Annotated in this window: 14 protein-coding genes; 2 read left to right on the forward strand and 12 right to left on the reverse strand. The window is 64.3% G+C overall.

What is annotated here, in order from left to right:
• Positions 1 to 49 precede the first annotated feature (49 nt).
• From V8Z78_RS05320 to nirB, 5 genes are all read right to left on the reverse strand, one after another.
• Positions 50 to 1,492 (reverse strand): NAD-dependent succinate-semialdehyde dehydrogenase, encoded by a 1,443-nt coding sequence (locus tag V8Z78_RS05320; RefSeq protein WP_003061837.1) that lies wholly within the window; start codon positions 1,490 to 1,492, stop codon positions 50 to 52.
• Positions 1,493 to 1,637: 145 nt separating this feature from the next.
• Positions 1,638 to 2,462, reverse strand: a complete 825-nt coding sequence (gene cobA, locus V8Z78_RS05325; protein ID WP_057091504.1) for a uroporphyrinogen-III C-methyltransferase — start codon at positions 2,460 to 2,462, stop codon at positions 1,638 to 1,640.
• A gap of 36 nt (positions 2,463 to 2,498) precedes the next feature.
• On the reverse strand, positions 2,499 to 5,360 hold the full coding sequence (locus tag V8Z78_RS05330; protein ID WP_349731031.1) for a nitrate reductase: 2,862 nt from the start codon (positions 5,358 to 5,360) through the stop codon (positions 2,499 to 2,501).
• A gap of 189 nt (positions 5,361 to 5,549) precedes the next feature.
• A complete protein-coding gene (gene nirD, locus V8Z78_RS05335; RefSeq protein ID WP_349731032.1) occupies positions 5,550 to 5,948 on the reverse strand; it encodes a nitrite reductase small subunit NirD in 399 nt (132 codons plus the stop codon).
• Between the two features lie 23 nt (positions 5,949 to 5,971).
• Positions 5,972 to 8,452 (reverse strand): nitrite reductase large subunit NirB, encoded by a 2,481-nt coding sequence (nirB, locus tag V8Z78_RS05340; protein WP_349731033.1) that lies wholly within the window; start codon positions 8,450 to 8,452, stop codon positions 5,972 to 5,974.
• Between the two features lie 128 nt (positions 8,453 to 8,580).
• Between nirB and V8Z78_RS05345 the strand changes: the two genes are divergently transcribed.
• Complete coding sequence (locus V8Z78_RS05345; protein WP_046461016.1) at positions 8,581 to 8,769, forward strand: hypothetical protein; 189 nt, start codon at positions 8,581 to 8,583, stop codon at positions 8,767 to 8,769.
• Here V8Z78_RS05345 and V8Z78_RS05350 read toward each other — a convergent pair.
• The 7 genes from V8Z78_RS05350 to V8Z78_RS05380 all read right to left on the reverse strand — a co-directional run bounded on the left by V8Z78_RS05350 (position 8,742) and on the right by V8Z78_RS05380 (position 18,071).
• Positions 8,742 to 9,554, reverse strand: a complete 813-nt coding sequence (locus V8Z78_RS05350) for an ABC transporter ATP-binding protein (RefSeq protein WP_046461015.1) — start codon at positions 9,552 to 9,554, stop codon at positions 8,742 to 8,744. The two genes, V8Z78_RS05345 and V8Z78_RS05350, sit on opposite strands and share 28 nt — an antisense overlap.
• A 109-nt stretch (positions 9,555 to 9,663) precedes the next feature.
• On the reverse strand, positions 9,664 to 10,656 hold the full coding sequence (ntrB, locus tag V8Z78_RS05355; protein WP_046461014.1) for a nitrate ABC transporter permease: 993 nt from the start codon (positions 10,654 to 10,656) through the stop codon (positions 9,664 to 9,666).
• A gap of 26 nt (positions 10,657 to 10,682) precedes the next feature.
• Positions 10,683 to 11,954 carry a CmpA/NrtA family ABC transporter substrate-binding protein gene (locus tag V8Z78_RS05360; protein ID WP_080944420.1) on the reverse strand — a complete coding sequence of 424 codons (1,272 nt, stop codon included), beginning with the start codon at positions 11,952 to 11,954 and terminating at the stop codon, positions 10,683 to 10,685.
• Positions 11,955 to 12,214: 260 nt separating this feature from the next.
• Positions 12,215 to 13,489: a nitrate regulatory protein gene (locus V8Z78_RS05365; RefSeq protein WP_046461013.1), complete on the reverse strand. Its 1,275-nt coding sequence runs from the start codon at positions 13,487 to 13,489 to the stop codon at positions 12,215 to 12,217.
• Between the two features lie 57 nt (positions 13,490 to 13,546).
• A complete protein-coding gene (locus V8Z78_RS05370; RefSeq protein ID WP_046461012.1) occupies positions 13,547 to 13,927 on the reverse strand; it encodes a ribosomal maturation YjgA family protein in 381 nt (126 codons plus the stop codon).
• A gap of 58 nt (positions 13,928 to 13,985) precedes the next feature.
• Complete coding sequence (locus tag V8Z78_RS05375; protein WP_046461118.1) at positions 13,986 to 15,014, reverse strand: Bug family tripartite tricarboxylate transporter substrate binding protein; 1,029 nt, start codon at positions 15,012 to 15,014, stop codon at positions 13,986 to 13,988.
• Between the two features lie 195 nt (positions 15,015 to 15,209).
• On the reverse strand, positions 15,210 to 18,071 hold the full coding sequence (locus V8Z78_RS05380) for an Hsp70 family protein (protein WP_046461011.1): 2,862 nt from the start codon (positions 18,069 to 18,071) through the stop codon (positions 15,210 to 15,212).
• Positions 18,072 to 18,267: 196 nt separating this feature from the next.
• Between V8Z78_RS05380 and V8Z78_RS05385 the strand changes: the two genes are divergently transcribed.
• Positions 18,268 to 19,299 (forward strand): porin, encoded by a 1,032-nt coding sequence (locus V8Z78_RS05385; RefSeq protein WP_046461010.1) that lies wholly within the window; start codon positions 18,268 to 18,270, stop codon positions 19,297 to 19,299.
• The last annotated feature ends 145 nt before the right edge of the window (positions 19,300 to 19,444 follow it).

The following is a 19,444-nucleotide window of genomic DNA, read 5'->3' on the forward strand; positions in this document are numbered from 1 at the left end:
ATGAAAAAAGGCCACCCGAGGGTGGCCTTGCATCAAATGCCTTGCAGATTCATACGCAGCTGATCGCCACGGCCTTGGCCACCAGATAGGCCTCCAGCGCCTCCGGGCCGCCTTCGGAGCCATAGCCCGAATCCTTGATGCCGCCAAAGGGCAGCTCGGCAGACGGCAGTGCCGGCTGGTTGATCCACAGCATGCCGGCTTCCACGTCCTGCGACAGCTGGTGCGTCGTCTTGAGCGAGCGCGTGAAGGCATAGGCGGCCAGGCCATAGGACAGGCGATTGGCCTCTTGAATGGCGTCTTCGATCTTGTCGAAGCCGCGAATCGCCGCCACGGGGCCGAAGGGCTCCTGATTGAAGATATCGGCCGTCAAAGGCACGTCGGCCAGCACCGTGGGCGCAAAGAAGTTGCCGGCAGAGCCAAAGGATGCGCCGCCCGTCATCAGCTTGGCACCGCTTTGCTCGGCGTTCTGGATCAGCTGGGTCAGCGCCGTCACGCGGCGCGGATTGGCCAGCGGGCCCATCTGCGTGCCCTGCTCCAGGCCGTTGCCGACCTTCAATGCCTCGGCATGGGCCACCATGGCACGCGTGAACTCCTCGCGCACGCTGTTGTGCACCAGAAAGCGCGTGGGCGAGATGCAGACCTGGCCCGCGTTGCGGAACTTGGCCGCACCCGCGGCCTTGACGGCCAGTTGCACATCGGCATCCTCGGCCACGATCACGGGGGCATGGCCGCCGAGCTCCATGGTGGAGCGCTTCATGTGCTGGCCGGCCAGCGCCGCCAGCTGCTTGCCCACGGCCGTGGAGCCCGTGAAGGTCACCTTGCGGATTACGGGGTGAGCAATCAGATATTCGGAAATCTGTGCGGGGTTGCCATAGACCAGGCCCACAACACCGGCAGGAATGCCGGCATCGACAAAGCACTTGAGCAGGGCTGCGGGCGAGGCCGGGGTTTCCTCGGGCGCTTTGACCAGGAAGGAGCAGCCCGAAGCCAGGGCCGCGCCGATCTTGCGCACGATCTGGTTGACGGGGAAGTTCCAGGGCGTGAAGGCGGCGACCGGGCCCACGGGGTCCTTGATCACCAGCTGCTGCTGCTCGGGGCGACGCGAAGGCACGATGCGGCCATAGACACGCAGGGCCTCGTCGGCAAACCATTCGATGATGCCGGCGCCGGCAATGATTTCCACCTTGGCCTCGGCCAGCGGCTTGCCCTGCTCCTGCGTCAGCAGCGCGGCGATCTCGTCGGCACGCTCCTTGAGCAGGGCTGCGGCACGGCGCATGATGGCGCCGCGCTCATGGGCAGACACCTTGCGCCAGACCTGAAAGCCCTTGTCTGCCGCCGCCAGGGCGCGGTCCAGGTCGGCAATATCGGCATGGGCCACACGGCCAATCACCTCGCCGCTTGCAGGGTTGCGCACATCAATTTTCTTGCCGCTGGCAGCGTCCTGCCACTGTCCGTCGATCAAAAGCTGGGTATCGGGATATGCAGTGCTCATCGCATGACTCATAGGTGTCGGCCGCCGCTATCCCCCTGCAGACTGACGAGGCCGGGTGTGACAAATTTTCAGGGGTTACCGGACAAATTCTAGTCATGCGGGCTCGGCACTCAGACAAAAGGGAGACAGCTGTCAGCAATCGGCCTCATGCGCCCACGGCCCGGCGCAGCTGCGCCTGCTCCAGCAGCCCGCCCAAGCCCTCGGCGGACGATGCGGCCTGCCTGACCACCTCGCCCACCACGAACACGCAGGGACTGCCCAGTCCGCTGCATGCCAGCGCCTGCGTCATCTGCCCCAGATCGGTCAGTATTTGCTGCTGTGCGGGCAGGCTGGCGCTCTGGACCAGGGCCACCGGAGTAGATGCCGGCAGTCCGCCGGCCAGCAGCTGCTGCTGGATGAGGGCGGCAGTGGCAACGCCCATGTAGATCACCAGCGTCAGCCCCAGCATGCGGGCCGTGCCGGCCAGCAACTGCCAGTCGTGACCGGCACTGCCTGGCTTGGCATGACCGGTGATGAACACCACACCATGGGCATGGTCGCGATGGGTCAGCGGCACGCCGAGGCTGGTGGCCGCGGCCAGCCCGGCAGTGATGCCGTTGACCACTTCGACGGCTATGCCCGCCATGCGCAAATGCTCGATCTCCTCGCCGCCACGGCCAAAGATGAAGGGGTCGCCGCCCTTGAGGCGCACCACCAGCTCACCCTGGCGGACCGCCATGATCATGAGCTTTTCGATGAATTCCTGCGAGGTGCTCTCGCGCCCGCCACGCTTGCCCACATGAACGATGCGGGCGCTAGCGCTGGCAAGCTTCACGATGTCGGCAGACACCAGATCGTCTGCCAGCAGCAGCGTGGCGGACTGAATCAGTCTCAGTGCCTTGAGCGTGAGCAGCTCCGGATCACCGGGGCCGGCACCGACCAGGTAGCAGCGGCCCACGGGCGGCAGGGAAGTGGCATGGCTGTTTGTCATGGCTGGCCTTTCATATGCATTGCCGGACATCGGAATCTAGGCGGCAACCGGCAAGGCTGCCGACTGCGGCGCAGGCGTCGCATGTACCAGTTGTTTGATCCTGGGAATGCAGGAGCCGCAGCGCGTGCCGCAACCCAGAGAAGTCTTGAGCTGCGCGAGCCGCTCGTCGGCGGAGCCCTCGCAGGTGGTCAGCGCCGAGTTGATGCTGGCCTCATCCACATTCATGCAGGCACAGATCTGCGGCGACCGGGCCGGCATGGCGGCGGGCGGCCTGCCCCCCGAGGACAGCAATAGGCGCCCATAGCTTTGCACCGATTGCTCGTCGCGCAGTACCGGCCCCAGCCAGCGGCCGGCGCTGGCGTCGCCGCAGAGCAAAAAGGCATCAAGCCTTGGCTCCTCCGTCTGCCGGCCTATCGCCATGGCGCGGCTGCATTGGCGACGCGCATCGGCATAGCGCATGGCCTGCGGGCCATCGAGCTGCAGCAGACCATGCAGCCGCGCCAGCACCTCGGCGCCGGGCTGGGCATAGGCCGCTGCGCGAAACTGCACGCCGGTGCGGCCCTGATCCGCTTTTTCCAGCGGCACGGCGCGCCCGAACAACACGCAGCTGGCGAAGTCGAACTCGGCCATCAATTCGGTCAAAGCCTGGCGAACCGACTGCACCTGCTGTTCATCCAGCCATGCCATGCCCAGACAAGTCCAGGGCAGCTCGGCCTTGAGCAGCTTGACGGCCACATGCTTGAGCTCGGGCTGCTTCGAGCGCGGGCAGCGCTCGGGCGTGGTCAGGGCATTGACGCCCGCAAGCCGCTGCCCCTTGGAGCCCATGCCGCTCAGATACATGCTGCCCCAGTGCATGGGCAGATAGAGCTGCGCGGGCTGCAGCCCCGGATCTACCTGCACAGGCAGCACGATGGCGCCATAGCGGTTGGAGACATGGACCAGATCGCCATCCTGCAGCTGCAGGCGCTGCATGTCCTGAGGGCCGACCTGCAGCTGCGGTTCGCTGACATGGGCAAACAGGCGCCCCAGCTGGCCGGTGCGCGTCATGCCATGCCATTGATCGCGCAGGCGACCGGTGTTGAGACTGAACGGATGCCTTGCATCGCGCGGCACGGCCGGCGCCTGCCAGGGCTGGGCATCAAAGCGTGCGCGCCCGTCATCGGTTGCAAAGACTGCGTCGCCATACAGACGCTGACGGCCCTGGCTGGCGCCTTGGGGCATGGGCCATTGCTGGGGTCCCTTGACTTCCAGCACCGCCCAGCTCAGACCCGTGATATCCAGATCGCGCCCGCGTGTGGACTCGCGGTGCTCGTTCCAGATGGCTTCGGCACCCACGTCCGCATTCACAGTGTCATAGGGAAACAAGCTTGGCAGCGAGGGCCGCAGATGCTGCTCCAGGCGCCGCGCCAGCTGCACGCCTATCTGCCAGTCATGGCGTGCCGCCCCCGGCGCGACCACGGCAGCGCGCACCCGCGAGATGCGCCGCTCGCTGTTCGTGACCGTGCCCAGCTTCTCGCCCCAGGTGGAGGCAGGCAGCAACCAGTCGGCATAGGCCGTGGTCTCGGTTGCGGCAAAAGCCTCCTGCACCACCACCAGCTCGGCACGCTCCAGCGCCCTGCGCACCATGGCCTGTTCGGGCATGCTCTGCGCGGGATTGGTGCAGGCAATCCACAAGGCCTTGATCTGCCCGTCGGCAGCGGCCTCGAACATCTCCAGCGCAGACTTGCCTGGCCGCTGCGGAATCGACTCCACACCCCATAGCCGCGCCACTTCGGCCCTGTGCCCTGCGTTGGAAAGATCACGATGCGCGCTCAGCAGATTGGACAGCCCGCCCACCTCGCGCCCGCCCATGGCATTGGGCTGGCCCGTCAGCGACAGGGGCCCGGCGCCAGGCCTGCCGATCTGGCCCGTTGCCAGATGCAGATTGATCAGCGCGGCGTTGTTCGCCGTGCCGCTGCGGCTTTGGTTCAGACCCTGGCAGTACAGGCTGAGCGTGGGACGACGCGCTTCCGCCGACTCCTCGGCACCGCCCAGCGCCATCCAGCGCGCCGCCCGGTACAGGTCCGCCACGGGCAGGCCGCAGATGGCAGCGACCTTCTCGGGCGTGGCTTCGCGCACCAGTTCCTTGAGCGCTGCAAAGCCGCTGGTGTGCTGCGCGATGAAGGTGCTGTCCGTCCAGCCCTCCCAAAGCATGATGTGCAGCAGACCGTGAAACAGCATCACATCGCTGCCCGGCTGCAACGGCAGATAAAGATCGGCCAGTTCGGCGGTCTCGGTACGGCGCGGATCGGCCACGATGATCCTGAGTTGCGGATTGCGCGCCCTGGCCTCCTCCACACGCCGGCACAGAATGGGATGCGCCCAGGCCATATTGCTGCCCGTGATGAACATGCAGCCGGCCAGGTCTATGTCCTCATAGCAGGCCGGTGGTGCATCGGCGCCCAGCGTGGCCTTGTAGCCGGCCACGGCGCTACTCATGCACAGGCGCGAATTGGTGTCGAGATTATTGGTGCCCAGCAGGCCTTTGACCAGCTTGTTGAAGACGTAGTAGTCCTCGGTCAGCAGCTGGCCACTGAGGTAGAAACCCAGCGCGTCGGGACCATGGGCTGCATGAATCTGGGCGATGCGCCCGGCCAGTTCGTCCAGTGCCAGATCCCAGCTGACCGCCTGCGGTACGGCTGTACGCTCCAGCCGGCGCATGGGCTGCAGCAAACGTGCCTGCTGGGCATAGGCGGGCGCGGCCGTCAGATGCAGGGTGCTGCCCTTGGTGCACAGACGGCCCAAGTTGGCAGGATGCTCGGGATCGCCGCGCACGCCGGTAATCTGCAGGCCATCGGACTCGATGACCACGCCGCAGCCGACACCGCAATAGGGACAGGTGGACTTGGTTTCTTTCATGGCGTCACCAGAGAGAGGCGGCGGCGTTCAGATTCACTCCTACGCGGACCGCCGAAGTCGAGTTCGCAGCCCACACGGCAACAAGGGCAGCTGGATTGGGTCTCACACATGGCAGACTTTCAGTGAAATCATGCTGTAACGCTTTCTGAACAAGCGCATGCAGCTATTTATTTCATATCAACAGAGACACTAGGCCGTGGCGCAGCCGGATTTGCCCGCGCAATGCGCAGGACCGGCATGCGGGCGGGTCTGCTCCAGGGCTCGGCTGGCCAGCTCGTCGGCGCGCAGCTGCACCTCGCCGTCCTGCACACGCACGCTGAAATAGGGCGTGCAGCCCTCATCGGGCGCCGCCGCCTCGCCGGTGCTGAGCGCAATCGTCCAGTTGTGCAGCGGGCAGGCCACGCTGCGGCCGAACACAATGCCTTGCGACAGCGGGCCGCCCTTGTGCGGGCAGCGGTCCAGCAGCGCAAACACCTCATCGTCGGCATTGCGAAACACGGCCACATCCAGCCCTTGTGCACGCGCCACGCGGCGTGCTCCCAGCACGGGGATGTCATCGATCGTGCAGATAGAAATCCATTCGCTCATTTCTGGCTCCTCGGTGCTTGTGATCAGACGCTGGCGCTTTCGGTTTGCGCAGCCATCAATGGCTGGAACTGCCGCGTATCCACGGATGCCTTGTCGGCTTCGAACCAGGGGTCGGGCTCGCCGTCCAGTGCAAACTGCAGCTGCTCCCACAGCGCCTTGCGGCCCTCGGCATCGTCGAGAATGCGGCGCTTGACATAGTCCAGACCCACGCGATTGATGTAGTGCACCGTGCGCTCCAGATACCAGCCTTCCAGGCGATACAGCTGCATGAAGGCGCCCGTGTACTCCATCACCTCTTCGGCGGTCTTGAGCTTGGTGAAGAAATGCGCGACCTCGGTCTTGATGCCGCCGTTGCCGCCCACATACATCTCCCAGCCCGAATCCACACCGATGATTCCCACATCCTTGATGCCGGACTCCGCGCAGTTGCGCGGGCAGCCGCTGACGGCGAACTTCACCTTGTGCGGTGCGTACATGCGCCACATGGCGCGCTCCAGGTCCTTGCCCATCTGGGTGCTGTCCTGCGTGCCCATGCGGCACCATTCGCTGCCCACACAGGTCTTGACCGTGCGCAATGCCTTGGCATAGGCATGGCCGCAGGGCATGCCTATATCGTTCCAGACGGCCTGCAGATCCTCCTTCTTCACGCCCAGCAGATCGATGCGCTGACCGCCCGTGACCTTCACGGTGGGGATCTGGTACTTGTCCACCACATCGGCAATGCGGCGCAACTCGGAGGCCGTGGTCTCGCCGCCCCACATGCGCGGAATCACGCTGTAGGTTCCGTCCTTCTGGATATTCGCGTGGCTGCGTTCGTTGATGAAGCGGCTTTGCGGGTCGTCCCTGGCCTCCTTGGGCCAGGTGCTTACAAGATAGTAGTTGACGGCCGGACGGCAGGAGGCACAGCCATTGGGCGTGCGCCACTCCATGAAGCGGAACACCGCATCGGTGCTGAGCAGCTTGTGCTCGCGGATCGCGTCGCGCACAGCCTGGTGCCCGTGGTCGGTGCAGCCGCACATGGCCTTGGTCTTGGGGGCCGCCGAGTAGTCGCCACCGGCCGTGAACATGATGATCTGCTCCACCAGGCCCGTGCAGGAGCCGCAGCTGGCACTGGCCTTGGTGTGCTTGCGCACATCGTCGAGCGTGAACAGGCCCTTGTCCTTGATGGCCTTGCAGATCGCTCCCTTGGTCACGCCGTTGCAGCCGCAGACCTCGTCGCCGTCGGCCATGGCCGCGGCCTTGCTCTGCCCCTGGTGGCCGGTGTCGCCGAGATTGGATTCGCCGAACATCAGCTTGTCGCGGATATCGGCCACGCTGCGCCCTTCGCGCAGCAGCTTGAAGTACCAGCTGCCGTCCACCGTGTCGCCGTACAGGCAGGCACCGACCAGCTTGTCATCCTTGATGACCAGCTTTTTGTAGACCCCCGCATAGGGGTCGCTCATGAGGATTTCCTCGGTATCGCCGCCGCCCTGGAAATCGCCTGCAGAGAACAGATCGATGCCCGTGACCTTGAGCTTGGTCGAGGTCAGCGAACCCAGATAGCGACCGATGCCGAACTCCGCCAGATGGTTGGCCAGTACCTTGCCCTGCTCGAACAAGGGCGCCACCAGTCCGTAGGCAATGCCTCGGTGTGCCGCGCATTCGCCCACCGCATAGATGCGCGGATCGGTCACGGTCTGCAGCGTATCGCTGACCACGATGCCGCGACTCACATGCAGGTGCATGGACTCGGCCAGTTCGGTGCTGGGGCGAATGCCCACGGCCATCACCACCAGTTCGGCCGGGATCTCGCTGCCGTCCTTGAAACGCACGGCACGCACGCGGCCACTGCGCCCACCGTCTTCGTCGCCCAGCAGCTCCTGTGTCTGTGCCTGCATGCGGAACTGCATGCCGCGCTCAGCCAGCGATTTCTGCAGCATGCGGCCCGCCTGATCGTCGAGCTGGCGCTCCATCAGCCAGTCGCCGACATGCACCACGGTGACCTGCATGCCGCGCTTCATGAGGCCGTTGGCCGCTTCCAGTCCCAGCAGGCCACCGCCGATCACCACCGCATGCTTGAGCGTCTTGGCCGCCTCGATCATGGCCTCGGTATCGGCGATGTCGCGGTAGGCCAGCACGCCCTCCAGGTCCTTGCCGGGGATGGGCAGGATGAAGGGCCTGGAGCCCGTCGCCATGATCAGGCGGTCGTACTCGGCGCTGGCGGTCTCGCCCTGGGCATTGACTGCATGTACCGTGCGCCGTGCCCGGTCAACGGCCGTCACGGTATAGCCGGCGTGCAGCAAGATATGGTGGTCCTGGTACCAGGACCAGTCGTTGAGCACGATATCGCCGAGCGTCTGCTCGCCGGCGAGCACGGGCGACAGCAGAATGCGGTTGTAGTTGGGATGCGGCTCGGCGCCGAAGACCGTGATGTCGTACAGATCGGGGGCAATGGCCAGCAGCTCTTCCAGCGCGCGCACGCCTGCCATTCCGTTACCAATCATGACCAGTTTGGATTTTTTCATCTGAGTCCCCGTGGGCATTTGCAAAGCCAAAAAAAAGACGTCTGCGCGCTTCATGACTTGCATGAACGCGTAGACGTCTTTGTCTGTGGGTTCTGGTCCAGCCTTGCACCATCCCCCGGTGACCCACCTTGGCCACGCTGAACAACACGCAATTGCTGTGCCAGCTTTTCTCAGCCTGCAGAGACTATTTCATCCTGCGGCATGCACTGCTTTTGTGCATGGCCGCTTTATTGCTGTGCAAAACAAACATGGCGCCCCAAGGCGCCATGCAGCTTGAAATCAAAAAGGCTCAGGCCGCCTTCTCCACATGGCCCTGACGCGTGTAGAGAAAGTCGATCACGGCCTTGCGATAGCTTTGGTAATGCGCATCCTCGGCCAACTCCACCCGGCTGCGCGGGCGTGGCAGCTCTACATGCAGCACCTCGCCAATCGTGGCAGCGGGACCGTTGGTCATCATCACGATCTTGTCGGACAGCAGTACGGCCTCATCCACATCGTGCGTGACCATGACCACGGTGCTCTGGGTGCGTTCCACGATCTCCAGCAGCTCGTCCTGCAGCTTGGCACGCGTCAGGGCGTCGAGAGCGCCGAAGGGCTCGTCCATGAGCAGCACCTGGGGCTCCATGGACAGGGCGCGGGCAATGCCCACGCGCTGCTTCATGCCGCCCGAGATTTCGCCAGGGCGCTTTTGCGCCGCATGGCTGAGGCCCACCATGGCCAGCGCCGCATCGGTGCGCTGCGCCAGCTGTGCCTTGCTTTCGCGCTTGCCGAAGACACGCTCCACGGCCAGGTGCACATTGCCCCAGCAGCTCAGCCAGGGCAGCAGCGAATGATTCTGGAAGACCACCGCACGCTCGGGGCCGGGGCCCTTGATTTCCTTGTTGGCGCACAGCAATGCACCGCCCGAGGGAATGGTCAGGCCGGCAATCAGATTGAGCAGCGTCGACTTGCCGCAGCCCGAATGCCCGATGAGACTGACGAACTCGCCCTTGGCAATGTTCAGATTGATGTCGCGCAGTGCGGGAAACAGGCCCTTGGCGGTCTTGAAGGTCTGCTCCACCCCGTGGATCTCGATGTACTTGGTGCTGAGAGATGTATGCATGAGGTACTCCTTGCTTTGTTCCGAGACCACCGTGGCGCCGGCTTTGCCGGGCCACCGGTGGTGCCCCCTTGAGGGGGTGACGCGCCCGAGGGCGCGGCTCAGGGGTGGGTTAAGTCTTGACCTCTTCAAACGTAAAGGCCGAAGCCAGCTTGACCAGGGCCCACTCCAGCACCAGGCCCACGATGCCGATCACGAAGATGGCGATGATGATGTTCTTGACGTTGAGGTTGTTCCATTCGTCCCAGACCCAGAAGCCTATGCCCACGCCGCCCGTCAGCATCTCGGCGGCCACGATCACCAGCCAGGCCGTGCCCACGGCCAGGCGCACGCCGGTCAGCATATAGGGCAGCACCGCAGGAAACAGAATGGTGGTGGCGATCTTCCACTCCGACAGATTGAGCACGCGCGCCACATTCATATAGTCCTGGGGCACGCGCTGCACGCCCACGGCGGTGTTGATGACCATGGGCCAGATCGAGCAGATGAAGATGGTCCAGATGGCTGCCGGATTGGCGCCCTTGAACACCAGCAGGCCGATCGGCAGCCAGGCCAGCGGCGAAACCGGACGCAGCAGGCTGATCAAGGGGTTGAACATGCGCGACAGAAAGCTGAAGCGTCCGATCGCGAAGCCCAAAGGGATGCCGACCAGTGCCGCCAGACCGAAACCCAGGGCCACGCGCTGCAGCGAGGACAGCACATTCCAGCCCACGCCCTGGTCATTGGGTCCGTTGCGGTAGAAGGGATCGCTGAACACCTGCAGGGCCTGTTCCCAGGTCTCGGCCGGGGTCGGAATGCTCTTGCCGGTGCTGCTCGAGACCAGCGACCACAGGCCGACCAGCAGTGCCAGCCCCAGCACCGGAGGCAGGGCCTGACCAAATAGCTGTTCAGCCCATTGGCGTAGGCGGCTGGGTACCACCGCAACCGGAGCCGTGACTATCGCTTTGGGTTTGATATCTTTTTGCACTTCAGCCTTTACAAGTTCTGAGCCAGCAGCTATCTCTTTTGAAGTTTCGAGCAGCGCATCGTTGGCCGCCTGGGCTGCCAGTTGCGGATCGTGCGGGGGGTCGAGTTCAAGCGGTGAGTGAAGTACGGCACTGACCATGATGGTTCTCCGTTAAGGTGGCGGCCTCAGGCCTTGATCTTGAAGCTGTCGGCGTACTGGGCAGGGTTCTTGCCGTCCCACACCACGCCGTCGATCAGCTTGCTGGTGCGCAGTACATCCTTGGGCACGCTGACCTTGAGCTGGCTTGCCGCCTGCTGGTAGAGGTCGATGCGATTGATCTGCTTGGCCACGGCCAGATAGTCGGGATGGGCCTTGAGCAGACCCCAGCGCTTGTGCTGGGTAAGAAACCACATGCCGTCCGACAGATAGGGGAAGTTCACGGCACCATCGTTGAAGAACCTCATGTGGTTGGGGTCGTCCCAGGTCTTGCCCAGTCCGTTCTGGTAGCGGCCCAGAATGCGCTGATTGATGGCGTCCACACTGGTATTGATGTACGACTTCTGGGCCACGGTCTCGGCCATCTTCGTCTTGTTCTGCAGGCTGGCATCGATCCAGCGGCTGGCCTCGAGAATCGCCATCATCACGGCGCGGCAGGTGTTTGGATTCTTCTGCGCGAACTCGCCCGTGGTGCCCAGCACTTTCTCGGGGTGATCCTTCCAGATGTCCTGCGTGGTATTGGCCGTAATGCCGATGCCGTCCATGATGGCGCGATGGTTCCAGGGCTCGCCCACGCAGAAGCCATCCATATTGCCCACGCGCATATTGGCCACCATCTGGGGCGGCGGCACGGTGATCAGCTTGGCCTCGGATAACGGGTTGATGCCCGCAGCCGCCAGCCAGTAATGCATCCACATGGCATGGGTGCCTGTGGGGAAAGTGCCGGCGAAGGTGTATTCGCGTTTTTCCCTGGCCATGACCTTGGCCAGGCTGGCTCCGTCGACCGCGCCCTTGTCGGCAAGAGCCTTGGACAGCGTTATCGCCTGGCCGTTGTTGTTCAGGCTCATGAGCACAGCCATGTCCTTCCTGGGGCCGCCTACGCCCAGGTGCAGACCGTAGACCAGGCCGTAGAGCACATGGGCAAAGTCCAGCTCGCCGTTGACCAGCTTGTCGCGCACGCCGGCCCAGCTTGCCTCCTTGCTGGGGACGATCTTCACGCCGTATTTCTGATCGAAGCCCAGCACAGAGGCCATGACCACGCTGGCGCAATCGGTCAGCGGTATGAAGCCGATCTTGACCTCTTTCTTCTCCGGCGCGTCGGAGCCTGCGGCCCAGGCGCCATGGTGGCCCAGCATGCCATAGAGGGCGGCAGCGCCGGCCACGCGCAGAAACTCACGCCGGCCACCGGCAGATACGGGCTCGGGCGCAGGAGCAGTAGTCGAAGGAAGGCGCTGGCTCATGAGAAAACTCCATCAAGAATCGTGGTGAAGGCGATCCGGAAAACAAAAAGGCGCCCTTCCCTCCTCGGGTGTGAGGAGAAAAGGACGCCGTTGTCCCAGGTCACTCGTAATAACGCTTTAAGCGCGACCGCCTTTGGTCTGCTTGACATCAACAGTCATGCACAAACCATGCCAGACCTTGATCAGAGGCGGAGCATGCTTTGCGCCTCCGGTTTTGGCCCATATTTGGTGCAGCGCAACAAACACCGAGCTGCCAAGCGCTATGAATTGGTGCTGCCCGGCAACAGGTCCACCGTGGCCAGAATCGCCTCGGCCACATCCAGCATGCGCCGGTTCTGGTTCATGGCCGTCTGCCGGATCAACTTGTAGGCCTCGCCCTCGCTGAGCTGGCGGTAGTTCATCAGCACGCCCTTGGCCCGCTCTATGGTCTTGCGCTCCTTGAGCGTGGCACGTGCCTTGTCGATTTCGGTCTGCATGTCCTGCAGGCGCATGGATTGCTCCTGCACCAGCAAGACAATGCTTTTCTCGAGCTGCAACCCGTATGCGCCCTCCGCAGGCAAGGAGGCAGTTGACTGCGCGCCCCCCAGAAAGGCCGCAGCCGCTTCGGCGCGAGTCCCGGGCTGCGGCTGCATCTCCAGCAGCGCCAGTTGCTGGCAGAGCGCTGTACGGGCCTGCTCCAGCTTGCGCAGACATTGGGCCTGCAGCTCTTCGGCCAGGAATGCCTCAATCTGGTGCATGGCATCGAGCCGGCTGGAACAGGCTTCGAACCATGGCGAGCTCAGGCTGCAGTCCAGCGCCATGCCGTCCCCAGCCGTGCAGCCCAGGCGCCGCAGCCGCTCGATCACCGTCATATCGGGACAGGCCCCGCATTGCTGCTGCCAGCGCTCCATCCCCGAGGGAGTGGCGAAGTCTGCAAACACCTGAAAGCAGCGCTCCTGCGATTCGATCAGATGCAGCCAATGGCGCTGACGCTCCGTCCTGCCTACCCCTGTGGTAAACGCCGCGACCCCCGTGGCACGCTCCTGGCCCGCCAGTTCCTTGCCCTGCATAAAATGAAACAGCGCCACCAGCGATTTCGCGATATCGGGATCGCAAGCGCTGTCCGCCGCCTCGAACACCACGGTCAGGCAGGCCGCAATCATGCGGATCAGCGCCTGCGTGCAGTCCTCGGCACTCAGCTGCAGCGCATCGCGCCGGCGGCGCAGCAACGGCAGGGCTTCAAAGCCTTGCAGCGCATTGGCGATCGCATTGAACAGGCGAGCGCCATGCGCACCTGGCGCCCGCGCGCCCAGCTCTTCAAGCGCGAGGCAGACTCGCTCCATGACCTGGTCCACATGAAGGCCGTGGTCGAGCAGGCTCTGCTGCGCCTGTGCGCCGCCGCTGACCAGAAAGATATTCGATAGACCGCGCTCTTTTTGCAGCGCATGGACGAGCTCGGACATGCTCGCCACCAGGCTGCTGGCGCGGCTGATCTGCTCCAGCTCGGCAATCTCGCTTTGCCTTGCAGCCACCAGATAGTGCAGAGGCGTTTTCATGGGGTAGTGCTTGTCGTCATGTTGATGCCATGGACGACCAGCACATTTCATGCCATCTCAGGCAAGGCGACGCTGCCGCCTCTCCCAGAGCCGGTCCACCATGGCACCCGCACCGATTCCCACGACATAGGCCAGCAGATCCAGGGGATCGAAGCCATTGCCCAGCACCAGGTAGGCCAGCTTGTTGGCGCGCAGGGCCTGCATCCAGGGGGCCTGATAGAGCTGCAGCAACTCGACGGCAAAGGCGATGACCAGGGTCCAGGCCATGAGCTTGCCGCGCGTGATGGCCGGCCGCAGCCAGGCCACGCACAGCAGCACCACCCAGGCCCAGAGCGCATCGCCCGGATAGTTGCCCAGCACGGCGGGAAAGGGCATGTAGCCCCGGCGCGATGCCAGCCCGATGGCGATGACCGCCACAATGAGCAGGGTCAACCCCATCCGTGAGCGACGAAAGGGCCCGGCAGCGGCCAGATGTATCAACAAGCTGTCGTCCCCTTTAGTCGATATGCGCGCCGGAGTCCTTGACCACCTGCTTCCAGTACGCCAGCTCGGCCGGCAGCATGGCCTTGAAGCTTTGCGGCGTGGACTCCACGCGCTCGGCGCCCAGAGTCTTGAGGCGCTCGGCCATCTCGGGCCTGGCCAGCACGGTCTTCACGGTCTGATAAAGCGTGTCCACCACCGGCTGCGGCGTACCGGCCGGTGCAAACAAGCCATACCAGCTGGTCACGGCCAGCCCCTTGCCCAGCACGGGGATCTCGGGCGCCAGCGATGTCGGCCTGTCGGACGCCACGCCCAGCACGCGCAGCTTGCCGCTGCTGACAAAAGGCATCACACCGGGAAAGCTGCCAAAGGTCACCGGCAACTGGCCGGCCACCACATCGGTGGCGGCAGCCGACGCCCCCTTGTAAGGCACATGCAGCAGGCTCACGTTCTTCTGCTTTTTCAGCATCTCGCCCAACAGATGGTTGAGCGTGCCATTGCCGGCAGAAGCGTATTCCACCTTGCCCGGATGCGCCTTGGCATAGGCCACCAGTTCGTCCAGATTCTTGGCCGGGAAGTTCGGATTTACCACCAGCAGATAAGGCGCGACGGCCAGCTGCATCACGGGAGTGAAATCCTTGATGGGATCGAACGGCACCCTGGAATAAAGCGCCGGATTGATGGTGTAGGCGCTTTGCGCCGTCACCAGAAAGGTGTAGCCGTCGGCCGCGCTGCGCGCCACCTGGCCCGTACCCAGATTGCCGTTGGCACCGGCGCGGTTTTCCACGATGACGGGCTGGCCCAGCGAATTCTCCAGCCCCTGCGCCACGGCACGCGCAATCACATCGTTGGCACCGCCAGGTGCCTGTGGCACGACAAAGGTAATCGGCTTGGCAGGCCAGTTGCTGCCCTGCGCCAGTGCTTGCGTCAGAGGAGCCGCCACCACGGCAGCCACCGCAGCCAGCAGCAGCGGGCGGCGTCGGGTTCCGGATATAAAAACAGCGTTTCGCGCCATCTCGGTGCGCGCAGCTTCTTCAAACTTCATGGCAATCACTTTCTGTGGTGGTGGACATGGATGCTGCCAGCCCTCCATGCCGGCCTGTCGTCCCATGCAACAGGCCATTCTTGTATCGCTCGCCGGACGGCCTGGACAGCGCTCACTGTTCGGCCATCGCGTTTGGCAGTGGCAGCCTCCTGCAAATGCCGTGACCAAAAGCCTGGCCGCAGCGGCACGGCCTCTTCACAGCAGCACCAGCCCCGGCGGCAGACTATCGCCCAGACTGCGCCTGTGATCCTCTGCCTCCATCTGCACCACCTGCTCGACCATGGCCATCCAGCGCTCGGGAGCGCCGCTGCTTCGCATCTTCTCCAGCACCTGCGCCCTGACGGCATCGGGCAGATCGCGCGCGCGGTCACCCGTCATGCGGGCCATCTGCACGGCGGCAAACATAGCGGTTTCGTTCTTGCGCCAGTCCTGAGCCAGCGTGGCGTTCAGGAACTCCAGCGCCGCGTCGGGCGGCATCACCAGATGGGCGTTGGCGGCCAGCGATTGGCGTGCCGCCAGGCGGCCTATGGCCCACCAGGTCTGCACGGTTTCATCCTCGCGCCTGAGACGCTGCAGCATCCACTGCCCCATTTCCTGGCGGTACTGCCAGGGCACTGCCTCCATGGCCGCGAACAGGCGCAGCATGTCGTCATAGCTGCCATGGCTGGATTTGCCGCGCGTATTCTGCTGCACGGCTTTTTGCATCTGACCGGCCACGTCTTCGAGCAGCTCCATCTGCCGGGCCTCGTTCAGACCCGCAGCCACGCGGCGCCAGAACACCCACCACTCCGTCCAGTTGGCAGCCTCTTTGGCATGACCCAGGCCCTGGCCATACAGGGCCCAAACCTGGTCTATGCGCCAGCCATCGAGCTGCGCCCCCACGCCTGGGCGCAGACACCAGCCTGCAAGGTTGAACCAGACGCGCTCATGGTCGGCCGTGCGGCGGCGGCGCCTGGAACGGGCCAGCAGTGCATCGAACAAGGCACGCAGCAGGTCCAACTCCCAGCCCTCGCGCGGGCCGAGGACTCTCTCGAGCGACTGGCGCAGCTGGCGCACTTCCCGGGCCGTCACCTCCTGCGCCTGCGTGCCGAAGATACGGTCCAACAGTGCCACGGCTTCGGGCAGCCTGGCTGCCAAAGAGTCAGACTGTTTTTGGCCTTCAGCGCTTTGCCCACCCGCACTGCCAGCTTTGGGCTCCGAAGCCGAAGCACCGCGTACAGCAAAGGGCAGCAGCCAGGACTGGCCCGCATCCTGCACGGCCACGCAGCGCACTTCCAGCGTGCCGACCTCGCTCATGCAGGCTTGCAGTTGCACCTCGATCTGGGCCGCAGAGCGGCCTTCGGGCGCTGGCAGAACGGTGGCCAGTGGCGGCAGCTCCACCCAGCCATCGCCGGTCAAGGGTGCAATCTGGCCGGCCTGCACGGGCGCGTGGCTCTGGCTATTGGCCAGCAAATTGAAGCGCACGGCCTGGCCCAGCTTGAGCGCAAAACGCCGGCCAGAGAGCACCATGCGCACACCCTCTTCCGTGCCACGCGGCAGCAGGCACAGGCCTTGCGGAGCCTCACCCCTCTTGCCCGGCAGCAGCAGCCAGTAGCTGCGTGCCGAACCGCCGCCAATGCGCGGCACCATGGGCTTGATCGCTGCCGACGCCTGCCCGGCCCGTGCTGCTGGCTGATTGGGCGCAGCAATCTGTGCCACCGACAGCTCTGCCTGATGGCGGGCCAGCCCGTAGGCTGCCGCACCGCGCGCCACGGCCCAGTCGGGGTGCGGGTTGTGCAGCACGCGCACCGGGCTGCCGCGCCAGCGGCCAAGCAATTGCGTCAGACGCTGAACCATGACATGGGCATGGAACACGCCGCCGTTGAGCAACACGGTATCGGGCAGACCTTCACTTGCATGCTGGGCGAGAAAATGCGCCAGATGACGACTGATCGCCGCATCGGCCGGATAGGGCAGACCAAAGCCGCGCAGCGCGCCCTGCCGCCTGGCGGGCATATCGCTGATCTGCACGACCGGCAAAAAGCCATCGACCACCGACTGCAGCACCTGCTCACGGGTCAGCGTGACGCTTTGAGTCGCCGCCATCAGCTTGCTGCCGCCCCCGAGCAAGGTGATGCCGATCTGCTCTGGCGCGTTCTGCGCCAGCAACTGCTCCTTGGCCATGCGGCAGCGCTGGACCAGCTGGGCAAAGCGCTGGGCAGGGAGCTTCTGACCTTCGCCAGCAAATGCAGATTCGAGTTGGTGAGCCAGCGCCAAATCCATGTTGTCGCCGCCCAGCATCAGGTGCTCGCCGACGGCCGTACGCGTCAGCGTGGGCAGGCTGCCGTCAGCCGATGCACCCACGCGGATCAGCGTCAGATCGGTAGTTCCCCCGCCCACATCCACCACCAGCACCAGCCGGCTGTCCGCCAGTTGCGCGGCCAGCTCATCGCCCTGCAGCACCAGCCAGTCGTGAAACGCGGCCTTGGGCTCCTCCAGCAATTGCACGCGCGGCAGACCGGCCAGCTGTGCAGCCTCCAGCGTCAGCGCGCGTGCGCCTTCATCAAACGAGGCAGGTACGGTCAGCACCACGGCCTGCTGATGCAACGGCGCCTCGGGATAGGCTCTGTCCCAGGCCGTTCTGACATGGGCTAGATAGGAGCTTGACGCGACCAGTGGGGAGACCTTGACTACATCGTCACCCGCGCCCCAGGGCAGTATGGGCGCCGTGCGATCCACGCCGGTGTGCGAGAGCCAGCTTTTGGCACTGGCCACCAGCCGCCCCGGCACGGCAGCCCCCAGATCTCGCGCCCAGCGGCCGATGACGGCAGGCGCAGCTTCATCCGCGCCCTGCGGCGGCCAGGGCTGCTGCCAGGCCTCGCCCAGCTCGCCCTTTGCCGCCTGGTAACGTACCGAAGGCAGCAGAGACTGAGCCACGACCTCGCCTGCCGTGCTGCGCTGCGGAATATCGAGCAGCGCGATATCGCTTGTCGCAGCGTCCAGCGCAACGCTTGCCACGACCGTGTGACTGGTGCCCAGGTCGATGCCGACGGCGTAGGTGGGGCGAGATGAATGCATGGGCTGAGGCGGAGACACGTAAAAATCTGTCGCCGATCGTAACAAGAGCCGGATGCCCGAACCGCCTGCCGGGATGAGCTGCTGCCGCGACAACAACTGTCCAAAGCAGTGCACGGTGGCTGGCACGGGATTTGCCTTGTAACAAGCGCGCAGATTCGCGCAAGTTTCATAGCAAAGATCGAAGGCTAGTCGCTACATGCCAGTCAAAACAACAACTGTGTCTCGTGTCCTCCTCGCCGCTCTGGCCACCGCCGGAGCTTCCGTCGCGCTCGCACAAAGCAGCGTGCAGATCTATGGCCGCCTCAATACCTCGGTCGAGCATCAGAAGGTCGGAAACAGCAGCCTGACCGGGCTCTTCAACAACAACTCGCGCTTTGGCTTTGTGGGCAGCGAAGACCTGGGCGGCGGCCTCAAGGCCGGCTTCCAGCTCGAATCCGGCTTCGAATCCGATACCGGCGCCGGTACCGGCAGCACCGGCGCCCTGGCCTTTCAGCGCCAGAGCGAAGTCAACCTCTCGGGCAGTCTGGGCAAGCTGCGCCTGGGCCGTTTTGGTGCCGCCACCTATTTCGGCATTGCCGACTATGGTGCACTGGATGAGCCCAACCACGACACCGGCTCCATCGCCGATGCGCTCTACGACTACGTGATGCGCAACACCAACAAGATCGCCTACCGCAGCCCTGTGATGGCCGGGCTGACCTTGGAAGCTCAGGCATCGCTACACGAAAAGACGACAGGCGCCGTGCAGAAGAACGGCTATGACCTCTATGCAAACTGGGAACGCGGCCCGTTGGCCCTGGGCGCGGGCTTTACCCAGCTGGGTGACGACAAGCAGTTTGCCCTGCGCGGCCACTACATCTGGAATGCGCTGCAGGTCGGTGCCTACTACCAGCGCTCGGACAACGGCTCGGGTTCACTGTGCAGCAATGGCGGTGCCGGTTGCGGCAGCCGCGATGCCGCCCGCGTGACTGCGGTCTACCGGTCCGGCGCTTCGGAGCTTGCCCTGGGCTACGGCTGGGCGAGCCGATGGAGCCATGTGCCCGGCAGCAGCGCACGCCAGTGGATTCTTGGCTACAACCACCACCTGAGCAAACGCACCAAACTCTACGCGGCCTACACGCACATAGACAACGGATCCGGCGTGGCCTATGGCTATAACTTCAAGGGTGGCGTGGGCTACGGGCAGGATGCCAGCAGCCTGAGCGTGGGTCTGCGCCACGCGTTCTGACCTGCTTGAGTGGCGGGCGCGTGCCATGTTGCTGGTGGGCATGGTACGCGCCCTGCTTCTCGAAAGAAGAGCTTCATGATCTTGCTCCTGGCGTGATTGGGCCTGAACCTTTTTGTGACATGCCTTTGTCACGGAAAGAGGGCGG

The sequence above is a fragment of the Comamonas sp. wu1-DMT genome, assembly GCF_040187805.1.
GTDB lineage: Bacteria > Pseudomonadota > Gammaproteobacteria > Burkholderiales > Burkholderiaceae_C > Comamonas > Comamonas thiooxydans.

Coding starts and splice junctions, on each gene's coding strand:
- V8Z78_RS05360 (WP_080944420.1), bottom strand. CDS start 11,954: ATGAGCCAGCGCCTTCCTTCGACTACTGCTCCTGCGCCCGAGCCCGTA.
- V8Z78_RS05330 (WP_349731031.1), bottom strand. CDS start 5,360: ATGAAAGAAACCAAGTCCACCTGTCCCTATTGCGGTGTCGGCTGCGGC.
- V8Z78_RS05385 (WP_046461010.1), top strand. CDS start 18,268: ATGCCAGTCAAAACAACAACTGTGTCTCGTGTCCTCCTCGCCGCTCTG.
- nirB (WP_349731033.1), bottom strand. CDS start 8,452: ATGAAAAAATCCAAACTGGTCATGATTGGTAACGGAATGGCAGGCGTG.
- nirD (WP_349731032.1), bottom strand. CDS start 5,948: ATGAGCGAATGGATTTCTATCTGCACGATCGATGACATCCCCGTGCTG.
- ntrB (WP_046461014.1), bottom strand. CDS start 10,656: ATGGTCAGTGCCGTACTTCACTCACCGCTTGAACTCGACCCCCCGCAC.
- V8Z78_RS05320 (WP_003061837.1), bottom strand. CDS start 1,492: ATGAGCACTGCATATCCCGATACCCAGCTTTTGATCGACGGACAGTGG.
- V8Z78_RS05375 (WP_046461118.1), bottom strand. CDS start 15,014: ATGAAGTTTGAAGAAGCTGCGCGCACCGAGATGGCGCGAAACGCTGTT.
- V8Z78_RS05370 (WP_046461012.1), bottom strand. CDS start 13,927: ATGGGGTTGACCCTGCTCATTGTGGCGGTCATCGCCATCGGGCTGGCA.
- cobA (WP_057091504.1), bottom strand. CDS start 2,462: ATGACAAACAGCCATGCCACTTCCCTGCCGCCCGTGGGCCGCTGCTAC.
- V8Z78_RS05380 (WP_046461011.1), bottom strand. CDS start 18,071: ATGCATTCATCTCGCCCCACCTACGCCGTCGGCATCGACCTGGGCACC.
- V8Z78_RS05365 (WP_046461013.1), bottom strand. CDS start 13,489: ATGAAAACGCCTCTGCACTATCTGGTGGCTGCAAGGCAAAGCGAGATT.
- V8Z78_RS05350 (WP_046461015.1), bottom strand. CDS start 9,554: ATGCATACATCTCTCAGCACCAAGTACATCGAGATCCACGGGGTGGAG.